Origin of the sequence: Exiguobacterium sp. PvP048 (genome assembly GCF_040549175.1) — a bacterium.
GTDB lineage: Bacteria > Bacillota > Bacilli > Exiguobacteriales > Exiguobacteriaceae > Exiguobacterium_A > Exiguobacterium_A artemiae.
Genome location: NZ_JBEPSU010000008.1, coordinates 29,978 through 55,407 on the forward strand (window position 1 = coordinate 29,978; position 25,430 = coordinate 55,407).

Below are 25,430 nucleotides of genomic sequence, written 5' to 3' on the forward strand. Positions count from 1 at the left end.
AGACATATGGATTTTCAGGCGTTTTTAATCACCCTTCGCGAATGTCTTGAAGCCGTCCTGATCGTCGGCTTGATTCTCGGTTATCTCGATCGGCTCAATGCACCACAATATAAAAAATGGGTTTATGCCGGCGTGGGTCTTGCGCTACTCGCGAGCCTGGGTGTCGCCTTCTTGTTCCAGGTCGTCTTTACGAGTTTCGCAAGCTTCGGCAGCGATACGTATCTGCGTCTCGGTATCATGATTATCTCCGTCTTCCTCCTGACGCACATGGTCCTGTGGATGGGCAAGGAAGCGAAAGAAAATCAGCAGGCCTCCCAGGCGAAGGTCGCAGCCGCTGTTTCAACCGGCAGTGCGATCACGATGATCGTCCATTCCTTCCTCGTCATCGTCCGGGAAGGGATCGAAACGGTATTCTTTTTCGCCGCGATTTCCGGCGGTGAAATCGAAAAAGTCCTAACGAGCTACGGTGCTGTCTCCGGTCTTCTGCTCGCCTTGATTTTCGGTTACCTGTTCGTTTCCGGAACGATGAAGATTCCCGTCAAACGCTTTTTCCAAGTAACTGGCGTCTTGATTTTGTTCATCGCGGCCGGAATGCTTGTGCAAACGATCGGCCGGTTCCAGGATCTTGGTTTGCTCGGCAGTCTGTTGACGAATGCGGATGGAACACCGGCTGCACTTTACAATATCGTCGCTTTTATGCCGGAACACTACATCGATCAAGTCCAGTATTTGCGAGACACGGGCAATACGACCTTGATCAGCGGACAAATCGGGACGTTTATGGGTGCGATGTTCGGCTACAGCCACAATCCATCCCTGGAACAAGTCATCGCCTGGTGGGGATACTTTGCTTTCGCTGGTTTCATGCTGACGCGTCAAAATCGGACGTCAAAAACCGCCAAGAAACTGCAGGAGGTTTCTTGACGGTTCAGAGCGGTCATCCACAACGACGTGGACGATCGCTTTTTTTCATCGTTTGCCTGATGATGCTCGGCTTTACCGGCATCCGTCTCGCATTCGTCAGCCCTTATGTTGCGAGTTACGATATCGCGAATTTCACGCTTGCTGTCGGACAGTATGACTTGGCGAATTTACAGCCACATTTCCCCGGGTACCCGTTTTTCATCTTGCTTGCGACCGGTCTCGCCCGGCTTGGTGTCGATCCGGTTCGTGCCCTTGGAATCGTCTCGATGCTTGGCTTCACGAGCGGACTGGTTCCGCTGTACCTACTGTTCAAACGCCGACGATTCGATACGGTTCGTCTGCTGGCTGCTTTTACGGTCGTGTCGACGGCTTCCCTTGTCGTCTTGTCCGCAACCGGGATGTCGGATGGTCTCGCCCTTGGTGTTCTTTGTTGGTTCGTGTGGAGTGTCGAACGCGCACGACAGGGGCATTTCCGTCTTTTACCGTACCTCTTGTTTGGTCTGTTGATGGCGACCCGGTTATCCTATGCACCGTTCGGAATTATCCTCTTGTTTTTACTCTGGCAGGTCCGGCGCGATCCGTGGCAATGGGTGTCAGAAATCGCCGTTTTGTCGCTGGCTCAACTCGCCTGGTTGTTACCGGTGGCATTCTCCGTCGGTGGACCGGCGTCCTTCGCCCAATTATCGCTCAGTTTCGTGACGGGTCATTTCTCGGACTGGGGAGGCACGGCGCAAACGGATGATGCCTCGCTGCTCGAACGGCTTGGGTTAACACTGAAACAAATCTTTTGGCACGGATTCGGATTTGCGACATGGCTCGGTCTCGCTTCTGTTTTATTCTTGTGCGCTCAGCGGATCCGTCCGCTTCCACTTTGGTGGTCCGTGACCGGAACCGGCTATTTCCTGTGGGTCTGGTTCGCACAAAACATCGATAAGCCGCGGCATACATTACCGCTTATCCTGCTGCTCGTCATTCTGCTCGTCCGCCGACTGTCAGTCCGTTGGCTTGTTCCGTTTTTATGTCTTCAGCTCATAATCGGCAGTATAGCCTTGTATCGACAAGCCCATACTGAACCGGCAACACTTCAGCTGGCAGAAGCCGTCGCCGATTTACCGGTGTCAGCAACAGTCTTTACGGATGAAGAGGATCGGCAGTTTTTAATGAAACGACCTGACGCCACCATCGTTCCGATCGGCTCCGTCAGCAAATGGCGGGCTGAACCAAAATCACGGGAGGTCTATCTGACCGGACGCTTGCTCGACCGGTTACAGGCAGCGAACGTATCGATTGAAGCAACGGAAGTTTTCCGTTTTACGAGTGATCCCCGATTTGAACCGGAGGATGCAGAGGCAAGGTTGTATAAAACTTCATTTAATTAAAAATAGCCAGAGATAAAAGATTCTTTTTTTCCGTGCTTTCCTCGGGCGAGTCGCAAGCCGCGACTTCTTGACTTGTGGTCAAGGAGCCGGGTCTTGCTTGACTCTGACGTGCGCTAAAACGCACTTTTCCCGTAGGAGTCACGGTCAAAGAATCTTCATCTGTTTTAAGATATTCTATTTAAAATCATACTGCTTTAAAAGACACCATCGTTGAGAAGCAGACAAGACGAAGTCTCCTGCGGGAAAAGCGGAACAGGTGAGACCCGTAAGTCGCGCAGGCTCACGTTTCGCCCGCGGAAAGCGAAGTCTTGTCTGCGTATCAACGATTCTTCAAACGAATTCCAAGTACTTCCTTCGTCATTCAAGTTGAATACGGTCTTTCCATATAATCAAATTGCCCGCCGCTGATTGCGAGTGTCTTAACCGGGACGAACCCGAGACGTCGGTATAAACGTTGTGCACCAGCATTTGTCTGGTCGGCATTTAACGTAAAGGCCCGTAACCCACGCCGTTCACCTTCGTCCGCCGCTGCCTGTAACAGTTCGGATCCGATCCCTTTTCCCCCGTACGCTGCATCAACGGATAAGGTGTCGAGATAATAGACATCCCCTTCCGTTTCCTGGTCAATCTGCACATCCCGTCCTGTCCACTCGCGAAGCTGACGTTTGATCGGCTCATCCAACCGTGCCGCGTCAAATCCTGCATAGGTGATGACAATACCGACGACACGTCCGTCCAGTTCCTTAACGAGAATGTTTTCGTGGCTTAACCGGTTTCCCGTTTGCGTGACAAACCACGCGAGCCTCTCCAAAATTAATTCCTTCTCCTGTGTTCCGGTCAACGTCTCCGCAATTTCATGAATTGCCTGTTCAATTAACGGTGCGATTTGTTCCGCATCCTTTTCCGTTGCTTGTCTGATCATTGATTACTCTCCCTTCTTCTGCCTCTTACTCTACTTTATCGTAAAACAAAATCCCTTCTGATATCAGAAGAGATTTTGTTCATTTCATTTCAGTTCAGCTACCGCAGCAGCCGGTGCAGTCACCGGTTCACGTGTCATGACCGAGACGACACGTCCTGCAATCGCGACGGCAAGTAAGGTATACAATGTTAAGCTCAACGGCAAGTAGACGAGTGAAATCAGAATGACGATAGCGTCAAGACCAAATAAAATCGTCCCGATTGATAAGCCGGTCAGCTTACTGAGTCCCATCGACAACAGATCGTCGCCGCCTGTTGCAGCACCGCTTTTTAAGACAAGTCCGAGACCGTATCCGGTCACGATCCCGCTTGCGATTGCTGCAATCAAGGTTGCCGGCCAAGCCTGCTCCGGAAAATGAAACAGATCCAACCGGTACCACATTTCATAAAATAGCGACAACGCGCCGGCTGAGATCAATGCTTCACCGACAAAGCATTTGCCTTTAAAATAGAGTGCTCCGATAAAAAACGGAATATCGAGCACAATCATCGAAATCGATGGATTGATGTCAAAAAAGTAGCGTCCGAGCAACGATAAGCCGATAAATCCGCCTTCCGCCAAACCAAACTGTTCATTCAAGGTATAGTAGCCGAACGCCATAAGCAGCGTTCCGGCCAAGATGGTCATAATTCGTTTCATGTGTTGTCCTCTCCCGTATCTTCCATGGGAGAGGATGTAATTGTCCCGTTTGGGTATTCATCTATTTTCGCTCTCCCTGATTTTTTTCAAGCCATTACCTTCCTGTTCAATGAAGATTGGCGCTGCTAAAAATCAGGTAAGCTGAATAGATGATCGGTCCTCTCGGTATCCATCGGTTTCCACCCTTTCACGTTTTGTCTTTCTTATTATAACCCGAACTTCAGAAACTGAAACAGTTTTACACGTTTTTGACATAAACGATACAGGAGACTTGTCTTTTGTTCACCATTTCACATTTTAGACAAATCTATGCTCAATAGTGAACAAAGTACTTGAAAACGACTTTGTGAAGTAATACACTAAGGATATCAAATGAATGTGATTTTTATCACAAACAAAACAAAAAGGGGACTTTACTCATGAAAGTAGCAGTCATCGGTTGTACACACGCAGGAACAGCAGCAGTTAAAGAATTAACTTCACAGCACGAGCAATTGGATATCACCGTTTACGAACGAAACGATAACGTCTCTTTCCTCTCTTGCGGCATCGCGCTTCACGTCGGTGGCGTCGTCGAGCATGCTGAGTCGCTGTTTTATTCTTCACCGGATGAACTGGCTGAGCTTGGTGCAAACATGCGCTTAAAACATGATGTTCTCGAAATCGACAGCACGAATCAAACGATTGTTGCCAAAAACCTCGTAACGGGTGAAACCGTTTATGATACGTACGATAAATTGATCATGACGACGGGTTCATGGCCGATCATCCCGATGTTACCGGGGATTGAACTCAATCAAATCGAGCTCTGTAAAAACTATCACCATGCACAAACAATCATTAAAAAAGCGACAGATGCAAAGCGGATTACAGTCGTCGGTGCCGGCTACATCGGTGCTGAACTGGTCGAAGCGTTTGAAGCCTACGGTAAAGAAGTCACGTTCATCGACAGCGCTGACCGAATTTTAAATAAATACCTGGATCGTTCCTTCACCGACATCATTGAAAACGAATTGACGGATCGCGGCATTCGTTTAGAACTGAACCAGACTGTTCAAAGCTTTACCGGTGTTGACGGAAACGTCACACAAGTCGTCACGGATAAAGGAACGTTTGAAACAGATCTCGTCATTCTCTGTGTTGGTTTCCGACCAAGCACGGAACTGTTAAAAGGACAAATCGACATGTTACCGAACGGTGCCATCATCGTCGACGACTATATGCGGACAAGTAATCCGAACATCTTTGCCGCCGGCGACAGCTGCGCCGTCTACTACAATCCGGCCCGGACACATGCGTATATTCCACTTGCAACGAATGCCGTCCGTATGGGAACACTCGTCGGGAAAAACCTGCTTGCTCCGACAATCCGTTATCAAGGAACGCAAGGAACATCCGGTCTGCGGTTATACGACTTGAATATCGCGTCAACCGGTCTGACGGAAGATGCCGCGCCATTCTTCGGTTTGGAAGTAGCGAGCACGACGGTTCAGGATGCCTACCGTCCTGAGTTTATGCCGACAGCTGAAAATGTCCAATTGAAACTCGTTTATGAAACAACGACTCACCGTCTTGTCGGAGCGCAAATCATCTCAAAAGTTGATTTGACACAAGCCATGAATACATTATCGGTGGCCATTCAAAACGACATGACGCTCGAAGAATTGGCGTTTGTCGACTTCTTCTTCCAACCGCATTACAACAAACCATGGAACCTGCTGAACCAAGCAGCTTTACAAGGCATGAATGAGCTGACATCGGAACGCGTTTAATACATCACCTTCCCCTTCTCTCTTCAAATCGGAGTCCACATCCGTGGATTCCGATTTTTTTATTTTTCATCTAATCAATTCCGATAATCTGTTGCGGCTTCTTTGCCCGGTCTCCTTCCACAGCTGCTAAAAACTTCACTCGGTTAATCAATTGACGTTTAGACGTGAAGTGACAGGGAACATACTTCTTATGCAAACGAAACCACTATCACAGGAGGAATCAGTTCATGTCACAGTCTAACAATCCACTTACACAATATTTCAATGATGACTTCCCGAAACAATATCAGGAGGCGCCGGCTGTCCAGGCAAAAATGGAACCCGTTCCCGATTGTGGTGAAGAAAGCTACAAAGGATCCGGTAAATTAAAAGGCAAAAAAGCTTTGATCACAGGAGGCGATTCCGGAATCGGTCGCGCCGCTGCCATCGCTTATGCCCGTGAAGGTGCCGATGTGTTCCTCAATTATCTTCCGGAAGAGCAGCAAGACGCGGAAGAAGTCAAAGCACTCGTCGAAGCAGCCGGTCAAAAGGCATACTTACTTGCCGGTGACCTCAGTGACGAAACATTCTGTCAACAACTCGTCAAAGAAGCACACGAATCTCTTGGCGGAATTGATATTTTGGCACTCGTCGCCGGTAAACAACAAGCTGTCGAGGACATCATGGACCTGTCGACGGAACAACTCCGCAAAACATATGAAATCAACGTCTTTTCACTGTTTTGGGTCGTTAAAGCTGCCCTTCCGTTATTAAAAGAAGGGGCTTCCATCATTACGACGACTTCGGTTCAAGGCTACAACCCAAGTGCGAACTTACTCGATTACGCGTCAACAAAATTTGCCATCAACGGCTTCACGCGCGGACTTGCGAAACAAGTCGCGCCAAAAGGCATCCGCGTCAACTCGGTCGCACCGGGTCCAATCTGGACACCATTGCAAATCTCAGGTGGTCAACCAAGCGAAAACATTCCGGAATTCGGACAGGAAACACCGCTTAAACGGAGCGGCCAACCGGTAGAACTGTCGAGCGTCTATGTCTTCCTCGCTTCGGATGACGCCAGTTATGTAACAGCTCAAATTTATGGTGTCACAGGCGGAATCGAACTCGCTTAATTCAATTTTTTTCAACCAGGCAGCTTTGATGGCGACATCAAAGCTGCTTTTTGGTTATGAGTTGCTTCTCCCTGCCCGGTTTAGTCTAATGAAGGTATACATATGACAGGAGATGATTCACATGACGGAAAAAGAAAAAATGATTCAAGGTCAATTGTATTTAGCCGGTGACGCGGAACTGGTCGCTGATCGAAAGCGGGCTCAGATGCTTTGTCATCAATTTAATCAACTCAGCATCAACGAGTTACCTGCCCGAAAGTCGCTCCTGCAGGAACTGTTCCAAATCGAGCAGACCGATTTTTACATCGAACCGTCTTTTAAATGTGATTACGGCTACAACATTACATTCGGCGCACGGTTTTATGCCAATTACGATTGTGTGCTGCTCGACATTTGTCCGATTACGATCGGCGACAACTGTATGCTCGCTCCAGGTGTCCACATCTATACAGCGACGCATCCGCTCGATCCGGTCGAACGCAACAGCGGTTACGAATTCGGAAAACCGGTCGTCATCGGGGATAACGTCTGGATCGGTGGACGTGCCGTCATCGCACCGGGTGTAACGATCGGTGACAATGCTGTCATCGCAGCCGGAAGTGTCGTCGTCAAAGATGTCGCTCCAAACACTGTCGTTGGCGGGAATCCGGCCCGTTTCATCAAACCGATTTGAATTCTCATCAAATTTTAATCTAATCCTCAGTCTCCTCTCACGTACGGTCGCTATTCTAAGAATAAGAAAAGCAGCTAACACTACAGAGGAGGAATTATCATGACAAACGAAAAACGTACGGACAAACCTAAAAAGAATATTGTAAAACGAGGGCTCGCTTCGATTGCTATCACAGGAACCGTTTTGACAGGGGCAGGTGCCTTCCTACTGTTCACCGGTCCGGGACACTCGCTCGTCAATTCAACGGTTACGATATCAGAACAAGTGGAACAGAAAGTCGAAGCGGCCTCAACAAAAGTTTCAGGTAACGTCAAACAGTCGCTTCCAAGTGCATTCCAGGATGATGATCAGGAAATGGAAGGAACGTTAAAAGAAGTAACCGACAATTCTGTAACGATCACCCGTAACGGATCGGATCAATCCTATTCGTTCGCTTCATCCGCTGAAATCGAACAAGCTACGGCCGGCGATTGGATTAAACTTGAACTCAATCAGGACGGTCTTGTCCGGGAACTCGAACGGGAAGATGATCGGAATGATGACCGGGATGGTCGAGATAACGATTCATCCGACAATGACCGCAATGAAGTCACCGGTGTCGTCAAAGAGTTGTCCAATGAACAAATCGTCTTGACGCAAAACGGTTCCAATCAAGCGTACCGCTTCAGCGAGCAGGCCGAACTTGAACAGACACAAGCTGGCGATCGCGTTAAACTGGAATTGAATGCAGACGGTCTTGTCCGGGAGCTCGACCGGAACGATGACCGCCAAGAAGATGCTGCAGCGGAAGATCAAGACATCCGCGGTGCATTGGTCCGTGTGACGGACACACAAGTCGTCATTGAACAAAACGATAAAAACGTGACGTTTGAACGTGCGCAAAACATGGAACAGGATAATGATGTACAGGTTGGTTCACAAGTCGAACTGGAGTTGAACGGATCTAAGCAAGTGACAGAAATCGACGAACAGTCGTAAGGAGGAAGTCTATGGCACCGACCATCTTAATCGTCGAGGACGATTCGAAAATCGCCCGATTGCTCGAACTGGAATTAAACCATGCCGGATACGCGACGCAGGTCGCCTTCAACGGTAAAGATGGCTTAGTAGCTGCTGAGACTGACATCGATCTCGTCTTACTTGACGTGATGATGCCGGAGCTCAGCGGCTTCGAGGTGCTTCGGCGGCTTCGCGGAAAAGGTAATCCGGTTCCCGTCATCTTATTGACGGCACGGGGCGAAGTGTATGACAAGGTTGCCGGTCTTGATCTCGGAGCCAATGATTATGTGACGAAACCGTTTGAAATCGAAGAATTGTTGGCCCGAATCCGGGGCTTACTCCGCTTGACGACACAGGCTGCGGTCGAAACCAATCAACTTCATTATGCCGATGTCTTACTGGATTTAGACCGGCATGAAGCATTTCGTAACGACGTCCCGCTTGATTTGACACCACGCGAATTCGATTTGTTGTCTTATCTGATGGAAAACAAGGAACATGTCTTGACCCGTGAGCAAATCCTCAATCGGGTTTGGGGTTATGATTATTTCGGAGAAACGAATATCGTCGATGTCTACATCCGGTATTTACGCAAAAAAATGGACCGTAGCCAGTCTCCCCTCATTCAGACGGTTCGGGGAATCGGTTATGTTTTGAGGGAGGAGAAAGGATGAAGTTGCGGACGAAACTCGCCTTATCCGTCACATTGTTCACGACCCTTTTATTGCTGTTGTCTTTTTTAGTCGTCACGTATGTCGTCCGTGATCATTTGATCGAATCCCGCTTCACGCAACTCGAACAAGCGGAAGAACTGATGGAGGATGATTCGACGACCCGGGCGTTATTGACACTTCATGAAGATTCCGTCGTCCTGTCGCGGAGTGACGGACGCTGGGTCATCGCGAACGATGAAGAGGAGGATGATTTCGCTACTGTCAACGGTGATGTCCGGGCACGCGATCTTCCCGGTATCCCGACGACCCGCGACGAACCGTTCAAATCCGGTGACTGGTTTGGCGTCGTCCATCAAGATCAGGCGTATCTGTTTGAAGACGATACGGTGGATGATACGGTCTCGACGCTGATTTTCGCCTTTTCGATCGTCCTGATCGCCGCCGTCATCATTGCCTTTCTCAGCAGTTTTTTCATCGCCTATCAAACGTTGCATCCACTCCGTCAACTCGGTCAGACGATGGAACGGATTTCCGACTCCGGCACACTTGAAACTGTTCCGGAACAGCAAAATGATGAAATCGGACAACTCGGAAAAGTCTTTAACCGGATGATCGGCCGTGTCGATCAAACAATGGAACAGCAACGGCAGTTCGTCGCCGATGTTTCACATGAGATGAAGACACCACTGACCGTCATCGAAGGGTATGCAAAGCTCCTGAAACGCTGGGGTAAAACAAATCCTGACGTCCTTGAAGAATCCATCAGCAATATTCTGAACGAAACGCATACGATGCGGAGTGGACTGATTGAACCGATGCTCGAATTATCACGGCTCGGCTACGGCGAAACGACGACAGAAACCATCGATTTGAAACAGCTCGGCGCCGAGGTCGCGGACCGGATGCACCATGCCTATGCCATCACGATTCCCGTGGATGCGACCGGTACCGTTACGGCCAATCACGAGGCACTCGTCCGGATTTTGACGATTTTCATCGATAATGCGATCAAATACGCTAAAGATCCGGAAATCCGTCTCCGACCGGACCGGCTTGAGGTCCTGGACCGCGGCACCCACTTATCTGACGCGCAGCGCGCTCGTTTGTTTGATCGGTTTTACCGGCTCGATGAAGCACGTGACCGGTCCGGCAGCGGTCTGGGTCTGTCGATTGCGGCCGCTTTGGCGGAACATCATCAGCTGTCGGTCGGCAGTGAGGCCCGCCCGGACGGCGGCAGCTGTTTTTACATCACCTGTCGCTGAACACTCGGAATGAAACCTTCCCTCGTCTTTTGGCGTACACTAGAGACAAGAGTCAGATGAGGAAAGAAGGTTATGAACAATGGCTAAAAAACGTTGGGGAGGCTTAGCCGTCGCCGGAGCATTTCTGCTCTCAAAAGGTAAAGTGCTGCTCGCTCTCTTAAAATTCTCTAAATTTGGCGGAACGTTAATCTCGTTCGGAATTTCGTTATTGTTTTACGCACAAATTTTCGGCGTCTGGTTTGGCGTCGGCTTATTGTATCTGTTGTTCATTCACGAAATGGGGCATCTCGCAGCCGCCAAACGGCTAGGCTTCAAGACAGGACCGGCCATCTTTGTGCCGTTCATGGGAGCTGTCATCGGAATCAAGGATACATTCCGGACACCGAAACAAGAAGCGATTTTGGCTTACGGTGGACCGTTTGCCGGATTACTTTCCCTCATTCCGCTTTTAATCGGATATGCGGTGACCGGAAACGATTTTTGGCTTGTCATCTTCCACTTGGGTGCCTTGCTGAACCTGTTTAATCTGCTGCCGGTCAGCCCGCTTGACGGCGGACGGATTTTAGCCGGTCTGCCGATTGTCGTCTGGATCGCCGGTCTCGCGGCCTTGATTGCCTACGGTATCACCCATTTCAGCATTATTCTGTTGTTGATTGCTTTCCTTGGCGGAAGTGCAGTCTGGAAACGATATCAGTTCGCTAAACAATATGAGAACAACAAATCGGTTCTGATGTTATACCGGGCAGCCCGCAGCCGTGTTCTGCAGGCGAAAGTCGAGCAGGAACACGCGACCGCAACAGAAACCGGTTCGGACGAAATGATTGATGAAACGGACGACACAACGGTTTCCACTTATGATCCGATTGCCTGGTCACTCCGGCACGACCTCCAGGATTTACGGAGCGCCAGTCCGGAAGACGCAAAAAGTGCCGCCGATGAGTTGCTCCGCTATCAATATGACTCGGCCAATGATTATGATGCTTTGATCCGTCGACTTGACCAACGGATTGAACCGTTACTCGAGGCTGAAAAATCAGTTGAATACCATCAGATGCCAAAGAAACAACAGACGATTACGCTGTTTGCTTACCTGGCTCTCGGTGCGATTCTCTTCATTGCATTTGAATACTCAAAAGGATATCTTCCGACGCCATCCTAAGCGGTCGCGACATTTAAACAGACACTCCGTCGTTCATATCCGGAGTGTCTTTTAATCGTTTTGCACATTGCTTGATTCGATTACTTGCATCCGTCCGGGGAAGCGACTAATCTGAATAAAAATCTATGTCCCTGTTTTGAAAAAAAGGAGGCTCTCCTGATGATGAATAAAAATACGGCACGTTTGGGAGAAGCACCCATCAATAAACTCCTGATCGGCCTGTCGCTCCCGGCGATGATCGGGATGCTCGTGACCGCCCTGTACAATATCGTCGACACGATTTTTGTCGCCCAGGGAATCGGAACGGTTGCCGTCGCTGCTGTCGGTATCGCTTTTCCCGTCCAGCTTGTCTTGATGGCGATTTCGAATTCGGTTGGTATCGGCGGTGCAGCCATTGCTTCTCAGCGGCTCGGTCAAAAAAATCTGGCCGGTGCTAGCAGAGCCTATGCGAATGTCCTGATGACCGTTTTCGTCGTCAGTATGCTTGCGATTATCACGGCCTTCATCTTCGTCGAACCGTTGTTACGAGTGTTCGGTGCGACGCCGGAAATCATGCCGTACAGCATTGATTTCCTCCGGGTCCTGTTACTCGGTTCCCCGTTCTTCATGTTGACGATGGCTTCCAGTGCCATGCTTCGGGCAGAAGGACGGGCCAGTTATCAAATGCGGGTCATGCTGACGACGGTCGCGATCAACATCGTCCTGACTCCGCTGTTTATTTTCGGACTCGACTGGGGCATTCAAGGTGCCGCTCTCGGGACAGTTGTTGCGCAAATCGTCGGATCCGTCCTGATTTTCCGATTCTTTTTTACGAAATCAAAAAAGACGAGTCTAGTCCTTGACCGGGAAGCGTTCCGGTTTGATCCGAAACTGGTCGGCCGGATGGGACAAATCGGCTCTTCTTCTTTTATCATGCAAGTATCACAGTCGATTTTGTTCATCACCGTCAATCATATGCTCGTCCGTTACGGTGGTACGACAGAACTCGCAACCTTTGCCGTCATCAATAAGTTCATGGCACTCGTCGGAATGCCGATCATGGGCATCGTCCAAGGCATGCAACCGATTGTCGGGTATAATTTCGGATCGAAACAGTTTGACCGGATGTCACAAGCCATCAAACTGGCCATTCGTTACGGCTTGACGTTATCCATCACCCTATGGCTGTTGATTCAGCTGTTTCCCCGTTTTTGGGTCGGGATGTTTACGGAAGACGCGACGTTACTTAACGAAGGTTCGACTGCGATGCGGATTTTATTCGCCATTTCATTCGTGTATGGCATTCAGATGATTGTCAACGGTATGTATCAATCGCTCGCCAAGGCACGGATCGCCCTGTTCCTGTCGCTATCACGGCAGACCTTATATACGATTCCGCTCGTTCTGATCTTACCGATGTTCTTCGGCGTACAAGGAGTTTGGTTCGCCTTTCCGATCGCCGATTTGATGGCGGTTTTAACGGCAGTTGTCTTTGCCTACCGTGACCGGATCATGCTCTTTAAGCCGGATGAGTATGCAGCACCGGAAGAACAGGAAAAAGCGGCACAAGCCAAATAACCAAAAAGTCCGTTCTGTCTTAAAGGCAGACGGACTTTTTGGTTAAAATAAAAAGACGAACATGCATTCTAAATCAAAATACGGTATGCTGTTTAAAAAGGAGAGATGACATGCCACCTTATACCTTAGCGATTGATTTTGAAACCGCGAACCGAAACAGCCGCAGCATCTGTGCCTTCGGCTGGTCTGTTTTATCCGAAGGACGCGTCGTGACGAGCGAGCAGGTTCTGATTAATCCGGAAGAAGATTTTGATGCCGGCAACATCCGTGTCCACGGCATTCGCCCGAGTGACGTCTGGGATGCACCGGCCTTACCGGAAGCAATGGAAGCACACGGATTGTTTAAGTTAATCGAGAAGGCCGAACTTGTCATTGCCCATAATGCGGCTTTTGATATGGGAGCGCTCCAAAAAGCCGTTCAAAAATATGACTTATATCAAATGCCGACGTTTCAATATGGCTGTACGGTTAAACTGTCACGCAAGCTGTATCCATGGTTACCGAACCATAAGTTAAATACGATGGCGGAATTTTTAAATGTTTCGTTTAAGCACCATGATGCGAAAGAAGATGCCTACATCTGTGCTTTATTACTGCAGGATATGTTTGACCGGACGAATATCGAACATCCGGTCGAACTACACCGTTTTTGTGGCGTTCGGATGGGTGAAGTCGCTTACTGATGCTAAAAAAGGAGCCACTCAAAATTCTGAGTGGCTCCTTTTCGTATTTCTTATTTCGTTGTTTGTTTAATCGGGAACCAGCCTGGACGGCTCGTGATTCCCTGCCATAGTGCATCCGGTACGACGAGTTCCGCCTGTGCCGACGGATCGAGTTCTGTCCGGATCGATTCCGTTTCACCAGCTTCGACTTTTTCGACCCATTTCGGTTCCATGATTAACTCACGGCCTAGGGCGACGAGTGGCACGACTTCAAGCGAACGCTCGACTTCTTCCGGTGTATGGAGTGAACCGACACCGATAACTGGAACCTGTTGACCGACACGCTCTTGAACTAAGCTGATTGGCGAACGTGTTTCGTTTTGATCACGAATTGATCCGGCAAAGAAGTCCATCACAGAAACGTGCAGGTAGTCGAGATCTTTTTTCGCAAGTGCATCAACGAGTTGCATCGTATCGTCGAGTGTAATTCCCGGATTTTCAACTTCTTCCGGTGAGAAACGGTAACCGACGATGAACGAAGGATCTTGTTTTGCAACGGCTTCGACCGCATCGACGACGGCTAGTGGGAAAGCAAGACGTTTTTCAAGACTGCCGCCCCATTTGTCCTCACGACGGTTCGAATGCGGAGAAACGAATTGTTGAATTAAGTACGTGTTCGCACCATGAATCTCCACTCCATCAAATCCGGCTTCCATTGCCCGGCGTGTCGCTTGACCGAACGCTTCGATGATCGCTTCGACTTCTGCTGCTTCCAGTGCACGTGGTGTCATTGCGCCTTCACGTTCTGGTGCTACTGCACTTGCGCTGACGGTTTGTCCGCCGACGAGTTCCGGTGGTGCCATACGACCCGCGTGGAAAATTTGCAGAATCGCTTTTGCGCCTTGATCTTGGATTGTTGTCGCGAGACGTTTCAGGCTCGGAACCAATTCGTCGCGCTCCGCGCCAAACTCATTCGGGAATCCTTGACCGTCTGCTGTGACGTTAGCACATGCTGTGATGACTGTACCGACTCCACCTGAACGTGCTGCGTAATAGGCAAGCTCCGCTTCTGAAACTTCACCGTTTTCTTCTGCCGCGTAGTTCGTCATCGGCGCCATCATAATCCGGTTTTTAAGGGTCACTCCGTTTGGAAGTGTAAACGTATCAAACATCTTTTCATTAGCCATTGAAGCATATCCTCCTCTGAAATCTTAACTTGAATATCGTCAGTATACGCCCGCTCTGCTTTAAATGACTAATGATGTGCTTCACTGATGTTCTGAACGCTGATTAGATCCGGTACTTCCGTTTCCGCCGCCCGCCCGGCCACCACCAGTTCCAGTGTCCGAACAGCTTCATCAGCGCCGGAACGAGGAACATGCGGACGATCGTCGCATCAATGAAGATCGCAAGCGCAATTCCGGCACCAAGTTGCTTGATCGGACTGACGCCGGTAAAGGCAAAGGCCCCGGTGACGACAATCATGATTAAGGCGGCTGAAGTGATGATTTTACTTGTCTTCGCCAGTCCCATTTCCGTCGCGAGATCATTATCTCCGGTCTCATCGTAGTATTCTTCCATCCGTGAGACGAGAAACACTTCGTAATCCATCGACAGACCAAACACCAGCGAGAAGATGAAGACCGGTGTTAAAATACCAATTGTCTCGGCCGGGAACACCCAACCGGACTCAAACAAAATGACAAGCAACCCGAATGTGGCACCGAGGCTGAGCAGATTCATCAAAATCGCTTTGATCGGGATCAAGATCGACTGGAATGCAAACAACAGGATGATGAATGTGGCAAGTAAGACAAGACCTAACGCGAGCGGCATCTTCGAGTAGATTTCATCATAAATTTCCTGATTGAAGGCCGCCGGTCCTCCGACCTGATAGCCCTGGTCCCGTACTTCACGGACCCATTTTTGTGAACTCTTGTCTCCCGGATCTCCCGTCAACTTGACGTTAACCCGGGCAATTCCTGAATCAAACGCAATCAACGATGCTAACTGTTGTTTCCCTTGTTCACTTGCGGCAATCTGAGTCACGCTCTGTCCGTTCGCTTCCGCCAGTGACATCGCTGAGATGACGCTGCTGACTCCGGCGTCTGCTTCGAGACGTGTCGTCAATGCTTCCAGTTTTTCGACACCCTGTTCTGTTTGAAAATCAGCTTTCAGCAAGACAACGGCATCCGTTCCGTCGTCCCCGAAGGTTTTTTCCCACGCTTCAAAGGCAAGGCGCGATTCATAATCTTCCGGCAAAGCACTCGCTTGCGGAATGTTCAGTTCCAAATCACGCAACGGAATTAAACACGGCAACAGCAATAGAAGTGAAAAGATGGTAATGGCGACCGGACGTTTCATGACGAACCGGGCGAGCTTACGCCACCTGACTTCTCCCTGCTCCGAATCCGCTTTGAAAATCCGGCCCTTTTCCAAACTCCCGCCCAGTAATGCCAGCAAAGCCGGAAGTAAGGTTACGGCGCTGATGACAGCACCAAGCACCGAGACCAATGTTCCGATCGCAACTGCTTGAAAGACGTCGACGTCAATGACAAGTAATCCCGCCAATCCGACAAAAACACAAATTCCGGAAAATAAAATGGATCGTCCGGCCGTCGCCACCGAAACTTCCGCCGCTTCCGTAATCGATCGTCCGGCTGTCCGTTCTTCCCGGAACCGATTGACATACAGCAGGGAAAAATCAATTCCGAGGGCAAGTGAAATCATCGCTACGGCATTTAAGACAAAGATGGATAATTCCTGTTGTCCGGCGATGAAATACAGTGTTCCGGCCCCGAAGATGAATGTGACGAGTCCCATGATGAGCGGCAAGATAGCCGCGAGCGGTGTACCGAAAACGAGAAACAGGACCAGTAAGGCTGCCGGGACGCCAATCAATTCAGCACGGACCAAATCATTTTTGGACGCTGTATTCAAATCGTCAACGATCAACGGCTCCCCTGTCAGTCGAATCGTACTGCCGTCCTGCGGATCGAGTTTTTGTTGTACTGTCTTGACCCAAGAGGAATCAATGTCCGGTATCCCGATCGAGACATATCCTTTCCCGTCTTTGAATGCTTCTGGATTTTCCTGCGGACCGACGACCTGTCCGACACCTTGAATCGTCCGAAACGCTTTGACGTGGCGTTCCATTTCCTGCCGGATGCTTTCTTTTTCCCCTTCAAACAACACGATAATTTGGTGAGGATCCTGCTTAAATTCCTTTTCTAACGTGCGTTCGACTTGTTGAAATTCCCCGTCCCGCGTAAAGCCGTTTCCTTTCAGCTGATCCGGCAGCTGCACTGCAAAATAACCGAGGATCAGCAACAATACCACCCAAGTCACGCTGATGCCTTTTCGAAAACGGACTACGTATCGACCAAAACGTTCCATCTGTCATCTTCCTCCCTGTATACAAGAAACACATCCTTCGCCTGCTGCGACAAAGGATGTGTTTACGTCTTCTGAAAAATTTGGAGCCACGTATTTCCGAAATTTGCCGACGTCGAGACGATGGCCAGTCGTTGCGCCGATTCATCCAGTAAGATCGTCTTTAACAGGATAGATGACTGGCATCCATCAAATTTAAATTTCAGTTGCTCTTTTTCGTACAGATAAAATCGATTGGCATCCGTTACAGAAAACAGATGTTCCCGGCTGTCGACCAGCAAATAATCATCGTACTCGGAAAACGGAATCAATTGTTCCTGTTCCGTAAACGCATCCCAAATGACATAACGCGCTTGATTCACATCATAGGAAATCATCGTTCCCGGTGCCAGCAGACGTTCAAACGCATACTGCGGGTCATATCCCCGTTCAATCAAACGTCCTAATAAAGGAGCTTCGTCATAATCCGAAAAAGTTCCTTCCTGTTTTTCAAAATCATAACGTACGACATCGGTTTCAGCCGAATACATAAAAATTTGTTCGCCTCGCCATTCATAAAGATTACTGAACCAAGCGTCCGCAAAGTGGCTGGGACGATTCATATATTGGAGACGTCCGTCTCTTAAATCGAGTAAACCAAACAATGAAGTTTCTTCAAAAACGATGAACACACGGTATCCGTCCGGTTCAAAGAACCAGGTAAACGGAACATACGCACATGCTGTCTCCCACCGTATTCTCAAATCCAAATCACATTTTGTAAATCCGCCTTGATCCCGGTATAAAACCAGATCATCACCGAATCGGTCAAAAAGTGAAACAGATTCATGGAACAACAGCTCAGCGGCTGGTTTATACATACGCATCACTTCCTACTCCCTACGGTATCAACCTTCTTCATTTCTAGCTACTGTCGATGCGCTCGAAGAGCATGTCCTGTATACTTAAAGGAAACAAAAAGGAGGTCTACACACAATGAAACCCCTACAACTGTCTGCTGATACAGCTGTTGAACTTTCGAAACGTCTCAATGTGCCGCTCGAACAGTTAATGCATATGCCGCGGCATATTTTAATACAAAAACTGGTCGAATTAGAAGCGGAACAATCCGACTCTTCTTCTGCGGATGATACATCTTCAGAAGACAAATGATACAAATATGCCCTTCTTTCGTGCGCTGGCCGCATAAAAGAAGGGCATTGTTCTTTATAAAATTAAGATTGTGGATTATATTCAGACTTTCCATAACGGAATACATTAACAATCGCTTTTCCATCACTCGGATAACCGTTCGGATGATCGATCGGAAACAACGAGAAGAAAATGAAATAGAACGAGAAATAGGCGAATTGATACGTAAAGATCGAAGCCTCGAAGATACCCGCATAAATCAAACCGTTTACGATCAGGATACTCGCCAGATTGAAGATGGCTCCACCGGCGTAAACCATGATGTTCGTAAACTTATTTTCGTGACGAAGCGCCTCGTACTGACACCACCCGTCCCAAAAATAAACGCGGTTCAAGCGGATGGGACCGACGCGTAACAAGGATTTTCCCGATCCGATATTGATTTCCATGTTACCGCCAAACAGACGTGCAAAAAAGTAATGACCCATCTCATGAATTAACGTGACGATTGGTAAGAGTAAAAAAAACGAGAAGAAAAATTTCCAGATATCATTGAAACCAAACATACGATACATCCTTTCAAAAAAACCAGCACTCTAAATACTACTTATAGTATGTTCCCGTAAGTCATGAATTAAAACAGTAAACTTAGAAATTCATTAAGTCATTCTGATGACACCGCAACACGACTGTCACGTCATGCACTACGGCTAAATCAAAAAAAAAATCGGAGTCCACATCAGCGAACCCCGATTCTTACAAGCGTCTTATCCATCATTTATTATTTTTACGTCGTTTGTTCGCTGCATAGAGCAAACCAAGAATCGTCAGTGCGGCACCGCCTGCCACTGCATATTTCTTATAGTCTGCTTTTCGTTCGGCAATCACCGTCGTCGATAAGGCTTTCACGACAAGTTGTTTTTCTTCGTGTAGACGGGGGGCGTGGATTTTTACGACCCCTTCTTCGACGAGAATTTCGAACTCGCCGCTCGGTAACTCGATTGTCACATCATGGTCCGTCGCATTGTGATATACCCGCTGACGCTCCACATATCCTTCGTACGTCCGCTTCAATTCATACGCAATGATACCTTCCCCTTCTTCGAGGAAGCGGAGATGTTTCCGAATCATTGCTGTATTTTCCAGACGGAACATCGGATACTGGCGCCGCAGGGCAATCAATCCTTTGACATATTCGACGCCGGCACGGAATTGTTCCGCGCGCTCATAATCCAATTGATTCACGACTTCTCCGGAATTAAAACTGTCCCGAATCCCGTTTTTCGTCCGGAAAAACTCCTGCCCTGCATGTAAAAACGGAATACCTTGGCCGGTTAAGATAATCGCATTCGCTAGCATTTGCCGCTTTCGACGGATTTCATCCGTATCTTCCGGTTTTGACACGGACAATTTGTCCCAAATCGTTAAATCATCATGGGCTTCAACATACGAAACGACCTGATTCGGTTCATCCGCAAAGCCTTGCGAAGAGACGTTTCCGGCGATTCCCCGTTTGACTTCATTCGTCCGCTCGAAAGCCCCGCTGATGAATCCCCGGTCAGCCGGTGTCTGAACGTCACCTTTGACACCGTCACGTAATCCGTTGTTGAAATGAGCGATTCCCGGCATCTGCGGCGCATTAAAGTAGTTGGCTTTTTGATCGGCTGCGAGTGGTGTGTCAAGATCCCACCCTTCCCCGATAATCAAAATCGACGGGTCAATCCGGTCAAGGGCATGACGAACCTGATTCATCGTTTCGACGTCATGTAAGCCCATCAAATCGAACCGGAATCCGTCCAGATGATACTCTTTCGCCCAATAAGTCACACAATCAAGAATGAATTTCCGCATCATAAAGCGTTCTGATGCTGTGTCGTTCCCGCAGAAACTTCCGTTTGAAAGTGTTCCGTCCGCTGCCTGCCGGAAAAAGTAACCCGGAACGAATTGTCCAAGTGGTGCCGTTTCCGCATCATAGACATGATTAAAAACGACGTCCATTACAACGCGAATGCCTCGATCGTGCAAGGCTTGAATCAAGGCTTTTAATTCCCGGATCCGTGCTGCCGGATCATCCGGATTCGACGAATAGGATCCTTCCGGCGCAAAGTAATTGACGGGATCATATCCCCAGTTGTAGTTATCCGGATCATTTGGTGCCGCTTCATTGACTGAACCGAAATCATAAATCGGAAGAAGTTGGACATGCGTCACACCTAGGTCCGTCAGATAATCAAGACCCGTCAATCCGCCTGCCGGTGTCCGTGTTCCCGCTTCCGTTAATCCGCGGAATGTGCCCCGCTCGATGACCCCACTCGCCGGATGGCTCGTCGCGTCCCGAACATGCAATTCATAGATGACAGCGTCTTGTGACGAATGGAACAAAGGACGTTCCTCAATCCAACGTTCCGGGTGAATCGCCGACGGATCGATTAATGCCCCCCGTTTGCCGTTGGTCCCGACTGCTTTCGCGTACGGATCGACTGCTTCGACTTTCTGTCCGTTGATGCTGGCTTGAAACGTATAAAAGTAACCTTCATACACAGCGCGACCCAGTTCGACGACGAATGTCCCCTGCTGTTCTGCCGTCAATTCAAGTTCTTCAACTTTCCTTGCCCGCAATGTCCGGTACAAACGAATTACGACACGTTCCGCCGTCGGTGCCCATAAACGGACACGTATCGTATGCTCATCAAACGTCGCTCCTAAATCCGATCCTTTATAGGCATAGCGCTCATCCAACTCTTCCGGTGTGAGCGTCAACATATCTGCTGTTTGTTTCAAAGCCATGCACCCCTTTCATTTCATGGTTTTCATTATAACAAAATTTCATCCAGATGAACGATTCGACTCTCTTCCTTGCTTTTTCTTTGCCGAAAATTCAACCTGAAGTCAAAGCATTTCCGGGCAAATATGCTAAAATGGTTGTGGAACGAAAGGGGAGATTCTTATGGCAGCAAAAGACAATTCATTTGATATCGTGTCACAAATCAACATCGAAGAAGTTAAAAACGCGATGCAGGTTGCACTAAAGGAAATTACGAACCGCTTTGATTTCAAAGGATCAAAAAGCGACATGAAACTCGAGAAAGAAGATTTGATTCTGATCTCAGATGACGACTTCAAACTCGATCAAGTCAAAGATGTCCTGACAGCTAAACTCATCAAACGGGAAGTCCCGACCAAAAACCTGCAATACGAAAAAGTCGAGCAGGCAGCCGGAAATACTGTCCGTCAACGCGTTATTCTCAAAAGCGGAATCGATCGTGATGATGCTAAAAAAATCAATAACGCCGTCAAGGAATCAAAACTCAAGGTGAAAACTCAGATTCAAGACGATCAAATCCGTGTTACGGGAAAATCACGCGATGACTTACAGCAAGTTATGCAAATCGTCCGTGAGTTACCGTTATCGGTCGACGTCCAGTTCATTAATTTCCGTTAAGCATAAAAAATCCCTTGCTCCTGTTGGAGCAAGGGATTTTTTATGCTTATTGAGCGGTATATCCGCCGTCAAGAACGACAGCTTGACCGGTGACACCGGCTGCTTTGTCACTTGCGAGGAAAATCGCGTAGTCGGCAATCTCTTTGACTTGCAGTAAGCGATGTTGCGGAACGAGCGGGTAGATGACTTCTTCAAGTACCCGGTCGAGCGGCACATTCCGTGTTTCGGCAAGCGAAGACAATTGTTTTTGGACGAGCGGTGTATCAACATAACCCGGACAAATCGCATTGACGGTAATACCGGACGTTGCCCCTTCTAGTGCGGCAACTTTCGTCAAACCGATGACACCGTGTTTCGCACTGTTGTAAGCGGCTTTACCGGCAAATCCGATCAAACCGTTAATGGATGACATGTTCAGGATACGACCGAATCCTTGTTTTTTCATGATCGGGAACACGTATTTCGTATAGAGGAACGGTGCCCGTAACATGATGCTTTGAAGTAAATCAAATTTTTCAGTCGAGAACTCTTCGATTGGTGAAACATGTTGCATGCCGGCATTGTTGATGACGATATCGATCCGTCCGTAGTGATTCATCGTTTGTTCAATGCTTGACTGAATCGCCGTTTCACTTGTGACGTCCCCTGCGACAGCAAAGGCTTCGAATCCTTTACTTTGAAGTGTTTCCGCCGCCTGTTTGGCTGCATTCTCCTGTAAATCAACGATGACGACTTTTGCACCTTCCTGTGCAAATTCTTCCGCAATTTCGAGACCGATTCCGCTTGCTGCTCCGGTAATCAATGCGACTTTTCCTTCAAGTTGTTTCATCTTCATCTACTCCTCTTTACTCGTTTGTTTCTTTTACTGTACGCTTAGGCAATGAATAATAAAAATGAATACTTGTTATGATAGATATAACAAAAACGAATAGGAGTGAATCAGATGGATTTTCGCCAGTTGGAATATTTCACGGAAGTCGCCCGCTTCAAAAGCTTTACAAAGGCGGCGGATCACCTGCATGTCACTCAGCCGACCCTCAGTAAGATGGTCCGCCATTTAGAAGAAGAATTGGATATCGAACTGTTTGATCGGAGTAAACGGCAAATCGTCTTAACGGATGCCGGGGAAACTTTACTTGTCGAAGGAGAAAAAATTCTGAATCAGCTTGCCGATCTGCCGTCTCATCTCTATGACGTCATGCACTTGACGAAAGGGACAATCCGGATTGGTGTTCCGCCTTTGATCGGTTCATTGTTTTTCCCGCGTCTGCTCCGTTTGTTCCGTGAACGGTATCCGATGGTGACAATCGAGATTACGGAAGCCGGCGGACACGCGCTTGAGAAGGCTGTCGTTGCCGGAGAAGTCGATTTAATCGCGACTGTCTTTCCGGCCGATGAACATTTGACGGTCTATCCCTTCATTGAAGAGGAGCTGCATCTGTTTTTACCGGAGCAACATCCTCTCGCGGATCAGCCGTCCATTGCCTTGGAAAATGTCGCCGAGATGCCGTTCGTTCTGTTTAATGAAACCTTTTCACTTCACGACGTCGTTTTACAGGCCTGTGAGACAGCAGGGTTCCGCCCGGCCGTCGCCCATGTCAGTTCGCAGTGGGACTTCTTGTGCCTGCTCGTTGCGGAAGGAAATGCCGTGACTGTTCTTCCGCGGTCTTTGGCACAGCAAATGACGATCAAAGGTGTGAAAACCATTCCGCTCGATGTCCGTGTACCGTGGCAGATCGGTGTCGCTGTCCCGACCGGACGCTATCAGTCTTATGTGACACGTGAATGGATTCGCTTCATTCAAGAAAATCATTCTTAAAATGAATGACACATATAAAAACCATGTATTTGTAGCATGAGTATTCTTCCTTTAAGATAAACCGTATCGTTCATAACAGAAAGGAAGTTATTCATCATGGCTACACACTTAAACAACCGACACGAAGTAGGACTTAAAAAATTAAACGAATTTACCGATACGAATTCTGCGCAATCAACACACGAAAAAATCGCCGAATCGTTAAAAGATATCGCTCCGGCAGTTGGTGAATGGATCACCGATTTTGCTTACGGGGAAGTTTACAGCCGCAACGGGCTCGTCAATCGCGACCGCGCGATCGTCACGATCGCAACACTTGTCACCCAAGGAACTGAACCACAACTCGCGCTTCATATTAATACCGGATTAACGGCCGGATTAACAGGAAACGAAATCGTCGAAGCCATCATGCACCTTGTTCCTTATACCGGCTTCCCGCGTGTCCTTAACGCACTCGAAGTCGCAAAAGTTGTTTTCTCTGAACGCGGCGTGACCGTCAACCCGGCTTAATTAAAAACAGGATGAGCCGCATGAAACGCGGGGTATACTCTTAGTACAAGGGAGCGATGCCACATGCAGTATGCACTCATCACCGATCTGCACAGTTCATTATCCGATACACGTGCTGTGTTGACAGCTATTCAACGGACGGCTCCGCAAGCAATTGTTTTTTCGCTCGGAGACGTCCACGAATGTCATATCGGAAAAAAACGGGCCAAGCGGTATACGTTTGAAGAAATCGAACAAGTCGTGACGCTTGATCCGGATTTTTTGAAGTTGCTGTTTTTTGAAACGTTGCTCGGAAATCAGGAAGAACGGTTGTTTTCATTGATTCCGACAGGCGTATCCCATTATCTCGATCAGCTGCGCTCATCGGATCGGACAAAACAAACGGATTCTGCTTTGTTCATTCATGGTGATCAATTGAAATGGAGTTATGATTTGACGCCCGACACCTCTTCTTATCCGGACCGGCTCTTATTTTTCGGTCACAGTCATGTACGCGGATTGTTTAAAGAGGGCAAACGATTAACCGTTCATCATGATATTCCGATTTCGATCAAACGCGGCCGTTACGCCATCAACGTCGGACCGGTTCTGGTCGAACGGGAATGGTTGCTGTACGATACGACGACCGAAACCATCACGTTTTATCGAGCCAAATGACTGCCTGACATGAAAAATCCCCCGTTCCTTCACAATTCGTGAAGGAACGGGGGATTTTGAGTTATCCGCTGTTACAGATAACGGACAAGAGAAGCACGAACTAAATCCACTTGTGTGAACTCTGTCTTATCGGCAAACTGGTTGACGACGTGACGGACTTCACCTTGACGACGGACGAAGCTTGTCGGAACCGGTGTTTTCCGGACCAATTGTTCGTATAACGTCGTCAACTGATGATCATCGATGACCGTCGTCATCTGATCAAGGAATAACAGGACATGGAGACGGTTCAAATAGTCCCACGGCTTGTCTTCCGAACGAAATTCATTGCGGGCCAACCATTTCTTCAAACCGATCGCATCAATCTGGTTCAACGTCTCTTTTGTACGGGGTGCTTTCCATAACGCCAGCAACTCACCGAGTTTTTTGCGTGTCTGCTTTTTCGTCATGAAGAACTCAAAGTTGGTTTTCGTATCGAGTGCGTCACCGCTGATTGGAGCAATTTGATCAGCTCCTGGTGCTGTCACGAAATCGAATACGAAATCAACTGATTCGCCCGGAAGCCATGCAGCGACTTTTCCGTGAAAGTCAGCAATAAAAGCGATCGATGCAGCTAAGTCTTCCTGGTTTATTTGTGTAGATGCGTGCTGTAACCGTTCCATTGTCTCTTTGTTCATATGATAA

Annotated in this window: 25 protein-coding genes; 16 read left to right on the forward strand and 9 right to left on the reverse strand. The window is 48.4% G+C overall.

Translation table 11 applies throughout. The features are described 5' to 3' along the window. Positions 1–6 precede the first annotated feature (6 nt). Both ABIC15_RS13010 and ABIC15_RS13015 read left to right on the forward strand, forming a co-directional pair. Positions 7–924 carry an FTR1 family iron permease gene (locus tag ABIC15_RS13010; RefSeq protein ID WP_012371697.1) on the forward strand — a complete coding sequence of 306 codons (918 nt, stop codon included), beginning with the start codon at positions 7–9 and terminating at the stop codon, positions 922–924. After that, positions 921–2,303, forward strand: a complete 1,383-nt coding sequence (locus ABIC15_RS13015) for a hypothetical protein (RefSeq protein ID WP_354020890.1) — start codon at positions 921–923, stop codon at positions 2,301–2,303. The genes ABIC15_RS13010 and ABIC15_RS13015 overlap by 4 nt, the downstream gene beginning before the upstream one ends. Positions 2,304–2,664: 361 nt before the next feature. Here ABIC15_RS13015 and ABIC15_RS13020 read toward each other — a convergent pair whose 3' ends face one another. Next, positions 2,665–3,225 carry a GNAT family N-acetyltransferase gene (locus tag ABIC15_RS13020; protein WP_354020891.1) on the reverse strand — a complete coding sequence of 187 codons (561 nt, stop codon included), beginning with the start codon at positions 3,223–3,225 and terminating at the stop codon, positions 2,665–2,667. 84 nt (positions 3,226–3,309) lie between these two features. Then, complete coding sequence (locus ABIC15_RS13025) at positions 3,310–3,924, reverse strand: YitT family protein (protein WP_354020892.1); 615 nt, start codon at positions 3,922–3,924, stop codon at positions 3,310–3,312. Positions 3,925–4,343: 419 nt separating this feature from the next. Between ABIC15_RS13025 and ABIC15_RS13030 the strand changes: the two genes are divergently transcribed. The 9 genes from ABIC15_RS13030 to ABIC15_RS13070 all read left to right on the forward strand — a co-directional run bounded on the left by ABIC15_RS13030 (position 4,344) and on the right by ABIC15_RS13070 (position 13,815). Next, positions 4,344–5,696, forward strand: a complete 1,353-nt coding sequence (locus ABIC15_RS13030; RefSeq protein ID WP_354020893.1) for an FAD-dependent oxidoreductase — start codon at positions 4,344–4,346, stop codon at positions 5,694–5,696. Positions 5,697–5,923: 227 nt separating this feature from the next. Beyond that, a complete protein-coding gene (locus ABIC15_RS13035; protein ID WP_114596612.1) occupies positions 5,924–6,808 on the forward strand; it encodes an SDR family oxidoreductase in 885 nt (294 codons plus the stop codon). A gap of 121 nt (positions 6,809–6,929) precedes the next feature. After that, complete coding sequence (locus ABIC15_RS13040; protein ID WP_354020894.1) at positions 6,930–7,481, forward strand: maltose acetyltransferase domain-containing protein; 552 nt, start codon at positions 6,930–6,932, stop codon at positions 7,479–7,481. A gap of 99 nt (positions 7,482–7,580) precedes the next feature. Further along, positions 7,581–8,459 carry a hypothetical protein gene (locus tag ABIC15_RS13045; protein ID WP_354020895.1) on the forward strand — a complete coding sequence of 293 codons (879 nt, stop codon included), beginning with the start codon at positions 7,581–7,583 and terminating at the stop codon, positions 8,457–8,459. 11 nt (positions 8,460–8,470) lie between these two features. After that, positions 8,471–9,154: a response regulator transcription factor gene (locus tag ABIC15_RS13050; protein WP_354020896.1), complete on the forward strand. Its 684-nt coding sequence runs from the start codon at positions 8,471–8,473 to the stop codon at positions 9,152–9,154. Next, positions 9,151–10,416, forward strand: a complete 1,266-nt coding sequence (locus ABIC15_RS13055; RefSeq protein ID WP_354020897.1) for a sensor histidine kinase — start codon at positions 9,151–9,153, stop codon at positions 10,414–10,416. The genes ABIC15_RS13050 and ABIC15_RS13055 overlap by 4 nt, the downstream gene beginning before the upstream one ends. 79 nt (positions 10,417–10,495) lie before the next feature. Next, positions 10,496–11,575, forward strand: a complete 1,080-nt coding sequence (locus ABIC15_RS13060) for a site-2 protease family protein (protein ID WP_012371707.1) — start codon at positions 10,496–10,498, stop codon at positions 11,573–11,575. Between the two features lie 159 nt (positions 11,576–11,734). After that, on the forward strand, positions 11,735–13,132 hold the full coding sequence (locus tag ABIC15_RS13065) for an MATE family efflux transporter (RefSeq protein WP_214850029.1): 1,398 nt from the start codon (positions 11,735–11,737) through the stop codon (positions 13,130–13,132). 110 nt (positions 13,133–13,242) lie between these two features. Further along, entirely contained in the window at positions 13,243–13,815 is a 573-nt protein-coding gene (locus ABIC15_RS13070; RefSeq protein WP_012371709.1) for a 3'-5' exonuclease, read from the forward strand. Between the two features lie 50 nt (positions 13,816–13,865). Here ABIC15_RS13070 and ABIC15_RS13075 read toward each other — a convergent pair whose 3' ends face one another. The 3 genes from ABIC15_RS13075 to ABIC15_RS13085 all read right to left on the reverse strand — a co-directional run bounded on the left by ABIC15_RS13075 (position 13,866) and on the right by ABIC15_RS13085 (position 18,047). Beyond that, complete coding sequence (locus ABIC15_RS13075) at positions 13,866–14,981, reverse strand: NADH-dependent flavin oxidoreductase (protein ID WP_354020898.1); 1,116 nt, start codon at positions 14,979–14,981, stop codon at positions 13,866–13,868. A 103-nt stretch (positions 14,982–15,084) separates the two neighbouring features. Further along, positions 15,085–17,190, reverse strand: coding sequence for an MMPL family transporter (locus ABIC15_RS13080; RefSeq protein WP_354020899.1), 2,106 nt, complete (start codon positions 17,188–17,190; stop codon positions 15,085–15,087). A 62-nt stretch (positions 17,191–17,252) separates the two neighbouring features. Next, positions 17,253–18,047, reverse strand: a complete 795-nt coding sequence (locus ABIC15_RS13085; protein WP_148206650.1) for a hypothetical protein — start codon at positions 18,045–18,047, stop codon at positions 17,253–17,255. Positions 18,048–18,162: 115 nt separating this feature from the next. Here ABIC15_RS13085 and ABIC15_RS13090 point away from each other — a divergent pair, with 115 nt between their 5' ends. Next, complete coding sequence (locus ABIC15_RS13090) at positions 18,163–18,339, forward strand: YycC family protein (protein ID WP_012371713.1); 177 nt, start codon at positions 18,163–18,165, stop codon at positions 18,337–18,339. Between the two features lie 62 nt (positions 18,340–18,401). Here the strand turns inward: ABIC15_RS13090 and ABIC15_RS13095 are convergent, their stop codons facing one another. Continuing rightward, positions 18,402–18,884: a hypothetical protein gene (locus ABIC15_RS13095; RefSeq protein ID WP_354020900.1), complete on the reverse strand. Its 483-nt coding sequence runs from the start codon at positions 18,882–18,884 to the stop codon at positions 18,402–18,404. 208 nt (positions 18,885–19,092) lie between these two features. Continuing rightward, complete coding sequence (gene pulA / locus ABIC15_RS13100) at positions 19,093–21,105, reverse strand: type I pullulanase (protein ID WP_354020901.1); 2,013 nt, start codon at positions 21,103–21,105, stop codon at positions 19,093–19,095. A gap of 160 nt (positions 21,106–21,265) precedes the next feature. On the opposite strand from pulA, the gene ABIC15_RS13105 reads away from it, so the two are divergent. Further along, positions 21,266–21,760 carry a YajQ family cyclic di-GMP-binding protein gene (locus ABIC15_RS13105; protein ID WP_012371716.1) on the forward strand — a complete coding sequence of 165 codons (495 nt, stop codon included), beginning with the start codon at positions 21,266–21,268 and terminating at the stop codon, positions 21,758–21,760. Between the two features lie 46 nt (positions 21,761–21,806). On the opposite strand, the gene ABIC15_RS13110 is transcribed toward ABIC15_RS13105, so the two are convergent. Continuing rightward, a complete protein-coding gene (locus ABIC15_RS13110; protein ID WP_012371717.1) occupies positions 21,807–22,589 on the reverse strand; it encodes a 3-hydroxybutyrate dehydrogenase in 783 nt (260 codons plus the stop codon). 114 nt (positions 22,590–22,703) lie between these two features. Between ABIC15_RS13110 and ABIC15_RS13115 the strand changes: the two genes are divergently transcribed. From ABIC15_RS13115 to ABIC15_RS13125, 3 genes are all read left to right on the forward strand, one after another. Further along, positions 22,704–23,579 carry a LysR family transcriptional regulator gene (locus ABIC15_RS13115; protein ID WP_012371718.1) on the forward strand — a complete coding sequence of 292 codons (876 nt, stop codon included), beginning with the start codon at positions 22,704–22,706 and terminating at the stop codon, positions 23,577–23,579. A gap of 96 nt (positions 23,580–23,675) precedes the next feature. After that, entirely contained in the window at positions 23,676–24,089 is a 414-nt protein-coding gene (locus ABIC15_RS13120; RefSeq protein ID WP_012371719.1) for a carboxymuconolactone decarboxylase family protein, read from the forward strand. 63 nt (positions 24,090–24,152) lie between these two features. Beyond that, positions 24,153–24,746 (forward strand): metallophosphoesterase family protein, encoded by a 594-nt coding sequence (locus tag ABIC15_RS13125; protein ID WP_012371720.1) that lies wholly within the window; start codon positions 24,153–24,155, stop codon positions 24,744–24,746. A gap of 71 nt (positions 24,747–24,817) precedes the next feature. On the opposite strand, the gene ABIC15_RS13130 is transcribed toward ABIC15_RS13125, so the two are convergent. Continuing rightward, entirely contained in the window at positions 24,818–25,423 is a 606-nt protein-coding gene (locus ABIC15_RS13130; protein ID WP_354020902.1) for a hypothetical protein, read from the reverse strand. Positions 25,424–25,430: the final 7 nt, after the last annotated feature.

Coding starts and splice junctions, on each gene's coding strand:
- ABIC15_RS13010 (WP_012371697.1), top strand. CDS start 7: ATGGATTTTCAGGCGTTTTTAATCACCCTTCGCGAATGTCTTGAAGCC.
- ABIC15_RS13020 (WP_354020891.1), bottom strand. CDS start 3,225: ATGATCAGACAAGCAACGGAAAAGGATGCGGAACAAATCGCACCGTTA.
- ABIC15_RS13025 (WP_354020892.1), bottom strand. CDS start 3,924: ATGAAACGAATTATGACCATCTTGGCCGGAACGCTGCTTATGGCGTTC.
- ABIC15_RS13030 (WP_354020893.1), top strand. CDS start 4,344: ATGAAAGTAGCAGTCATCGGTTGTACACACGCAGGAACAGCAGCAGTT.
- ABIC15_RS13035 (WP_114596612.1), top strand. CDS start 5,924: ATGTCACAGTCTAACAATCCACTTACACAATATTTCAATGATGACTTC.
- ABIC15_RS13040 (WP_354020894.1), top strand. CDS start 6,930: ATGACGGAAAAAGAAAAAATGATTCAAGGTCAATTGTATTTAGCCGGT.
- ABIC15_RS13045 (WP_354020895.1), top strand. CDS start 7,581: ATGACAAACGAAAAACGTACGGACAAACCTAAAAAGAATATTGTAAAA.
- ABIC15_RS13050 (WP_354020896.1), top strand. CDS start 8,471: ATGGCACCGACCATCTTAATCGTCGAGGACGATTCGAAAATCGCCCGA.
- ABIC15_RS13055 (WP_354020897.1), top strand. CDS start 9,151: ATGAAGTTGCGGACGAAACTCGCCTTATCCGTCACATTGTTCACGACC.
- ABIC15_RS13060 (WP_012371707.1), top strand. CDS start 10,496: ATGGCTAAAAAACGTTGGGGAGGCTTAGCCGTCGCCGGAGCATTTCTG.
- ABIC15_RS13065 (WP_214850029.1), top strand. CDS start 11,735: ATGATGAATAAAAATACGGCACGTTTGGGAGAAGCACCCATCAATAAA.
- ABIC15_RS13070 (WP_012371709.1), top strand. CDS start 13,243: ATGCCACCTTATACCTTAGCGATTGATTTTGAAACCGCGAACCGAAAC.
- ABIC15_RS13075 (WP_354020898.1), bottom strand. CDS start 14,981: ATGGCTAATGAAAAGATGTTTGATACGTTTACACTTCCAAACGGAGTG.
- ABIC15_RS13080 (WP_354020899.1), bottom strand. CDS start 17,190: ATGGAACGTTTTGGTCGATACGTAGTCCGTTTTCGAAAAGGCATCAGC.
- ABIC15_RS13085 (WP_148206650.1), bottom strand. CDS start 18,047: ATGTATAAACCAGCCGCTGAGCTGTTGTTCCATGAATCTGTTTCACTT.
- ABIC15_RS13090 (WP_012371713.1), top strand. CDS start 18,163: ATGAAACCCCTACAACTGTCTGCTGATACAGCTGTTGAACTTTCGAAA.
- ABIC15_RS13095 (WP_354020900.1), bottom strand. CDS start 18,884: ATGTTTGGTTTCAATGATATCTGGAAATTTTTCTTCTCGTTTTTTTTA.
- pulA (WP_354020901.1), bottom strand. CDS start 21,105: ATGGCTTTGAAACAAACAGCAGATATGTTGACGCTCACACCGGAAGAG.
- ABIC15_RS13105 (WP_012371716.1), top strand. CDS start 21,266: ATGGCAGCAAAAGACAATTCATTTGATATCGTGTCACAAATCAACATC.
- ABIC15_RS13110 (WP_012371717.1), bottom strand. CDS start 22,589: ATGAAACAACTTGAAGGAAAAGTCGCATTGATTACCGGAGCAGCAAGC.
- ABIC15_RS13115 (WP_012371718.1), top strand. CDS start 22,704: ATGGATTTTCGCCAGTTGGAATATTTCACGGAAGTCGCCCGCTTCAAA.
- ABIC15_RS13120 (WP_012371719.1), top strand. CDS start 23,676: ATGGCTACACACTTAAACAACCGACACGAAGTAGGACTTAAAAAATTA.
- ABIC15_RS13125 (WP_012371720.1), top strand. CDS start 24,153: ATGCAGTATGCACTCATCACCGATCTGCACAGTTCATTATCCGATACA.
- ABIC15_RS13130 (WP_354020902.1), bottom strand. CDS start 25,423: ATGAACAAAGAGACAATGGAACGGTTACAGCACGCATCTACACAAATA.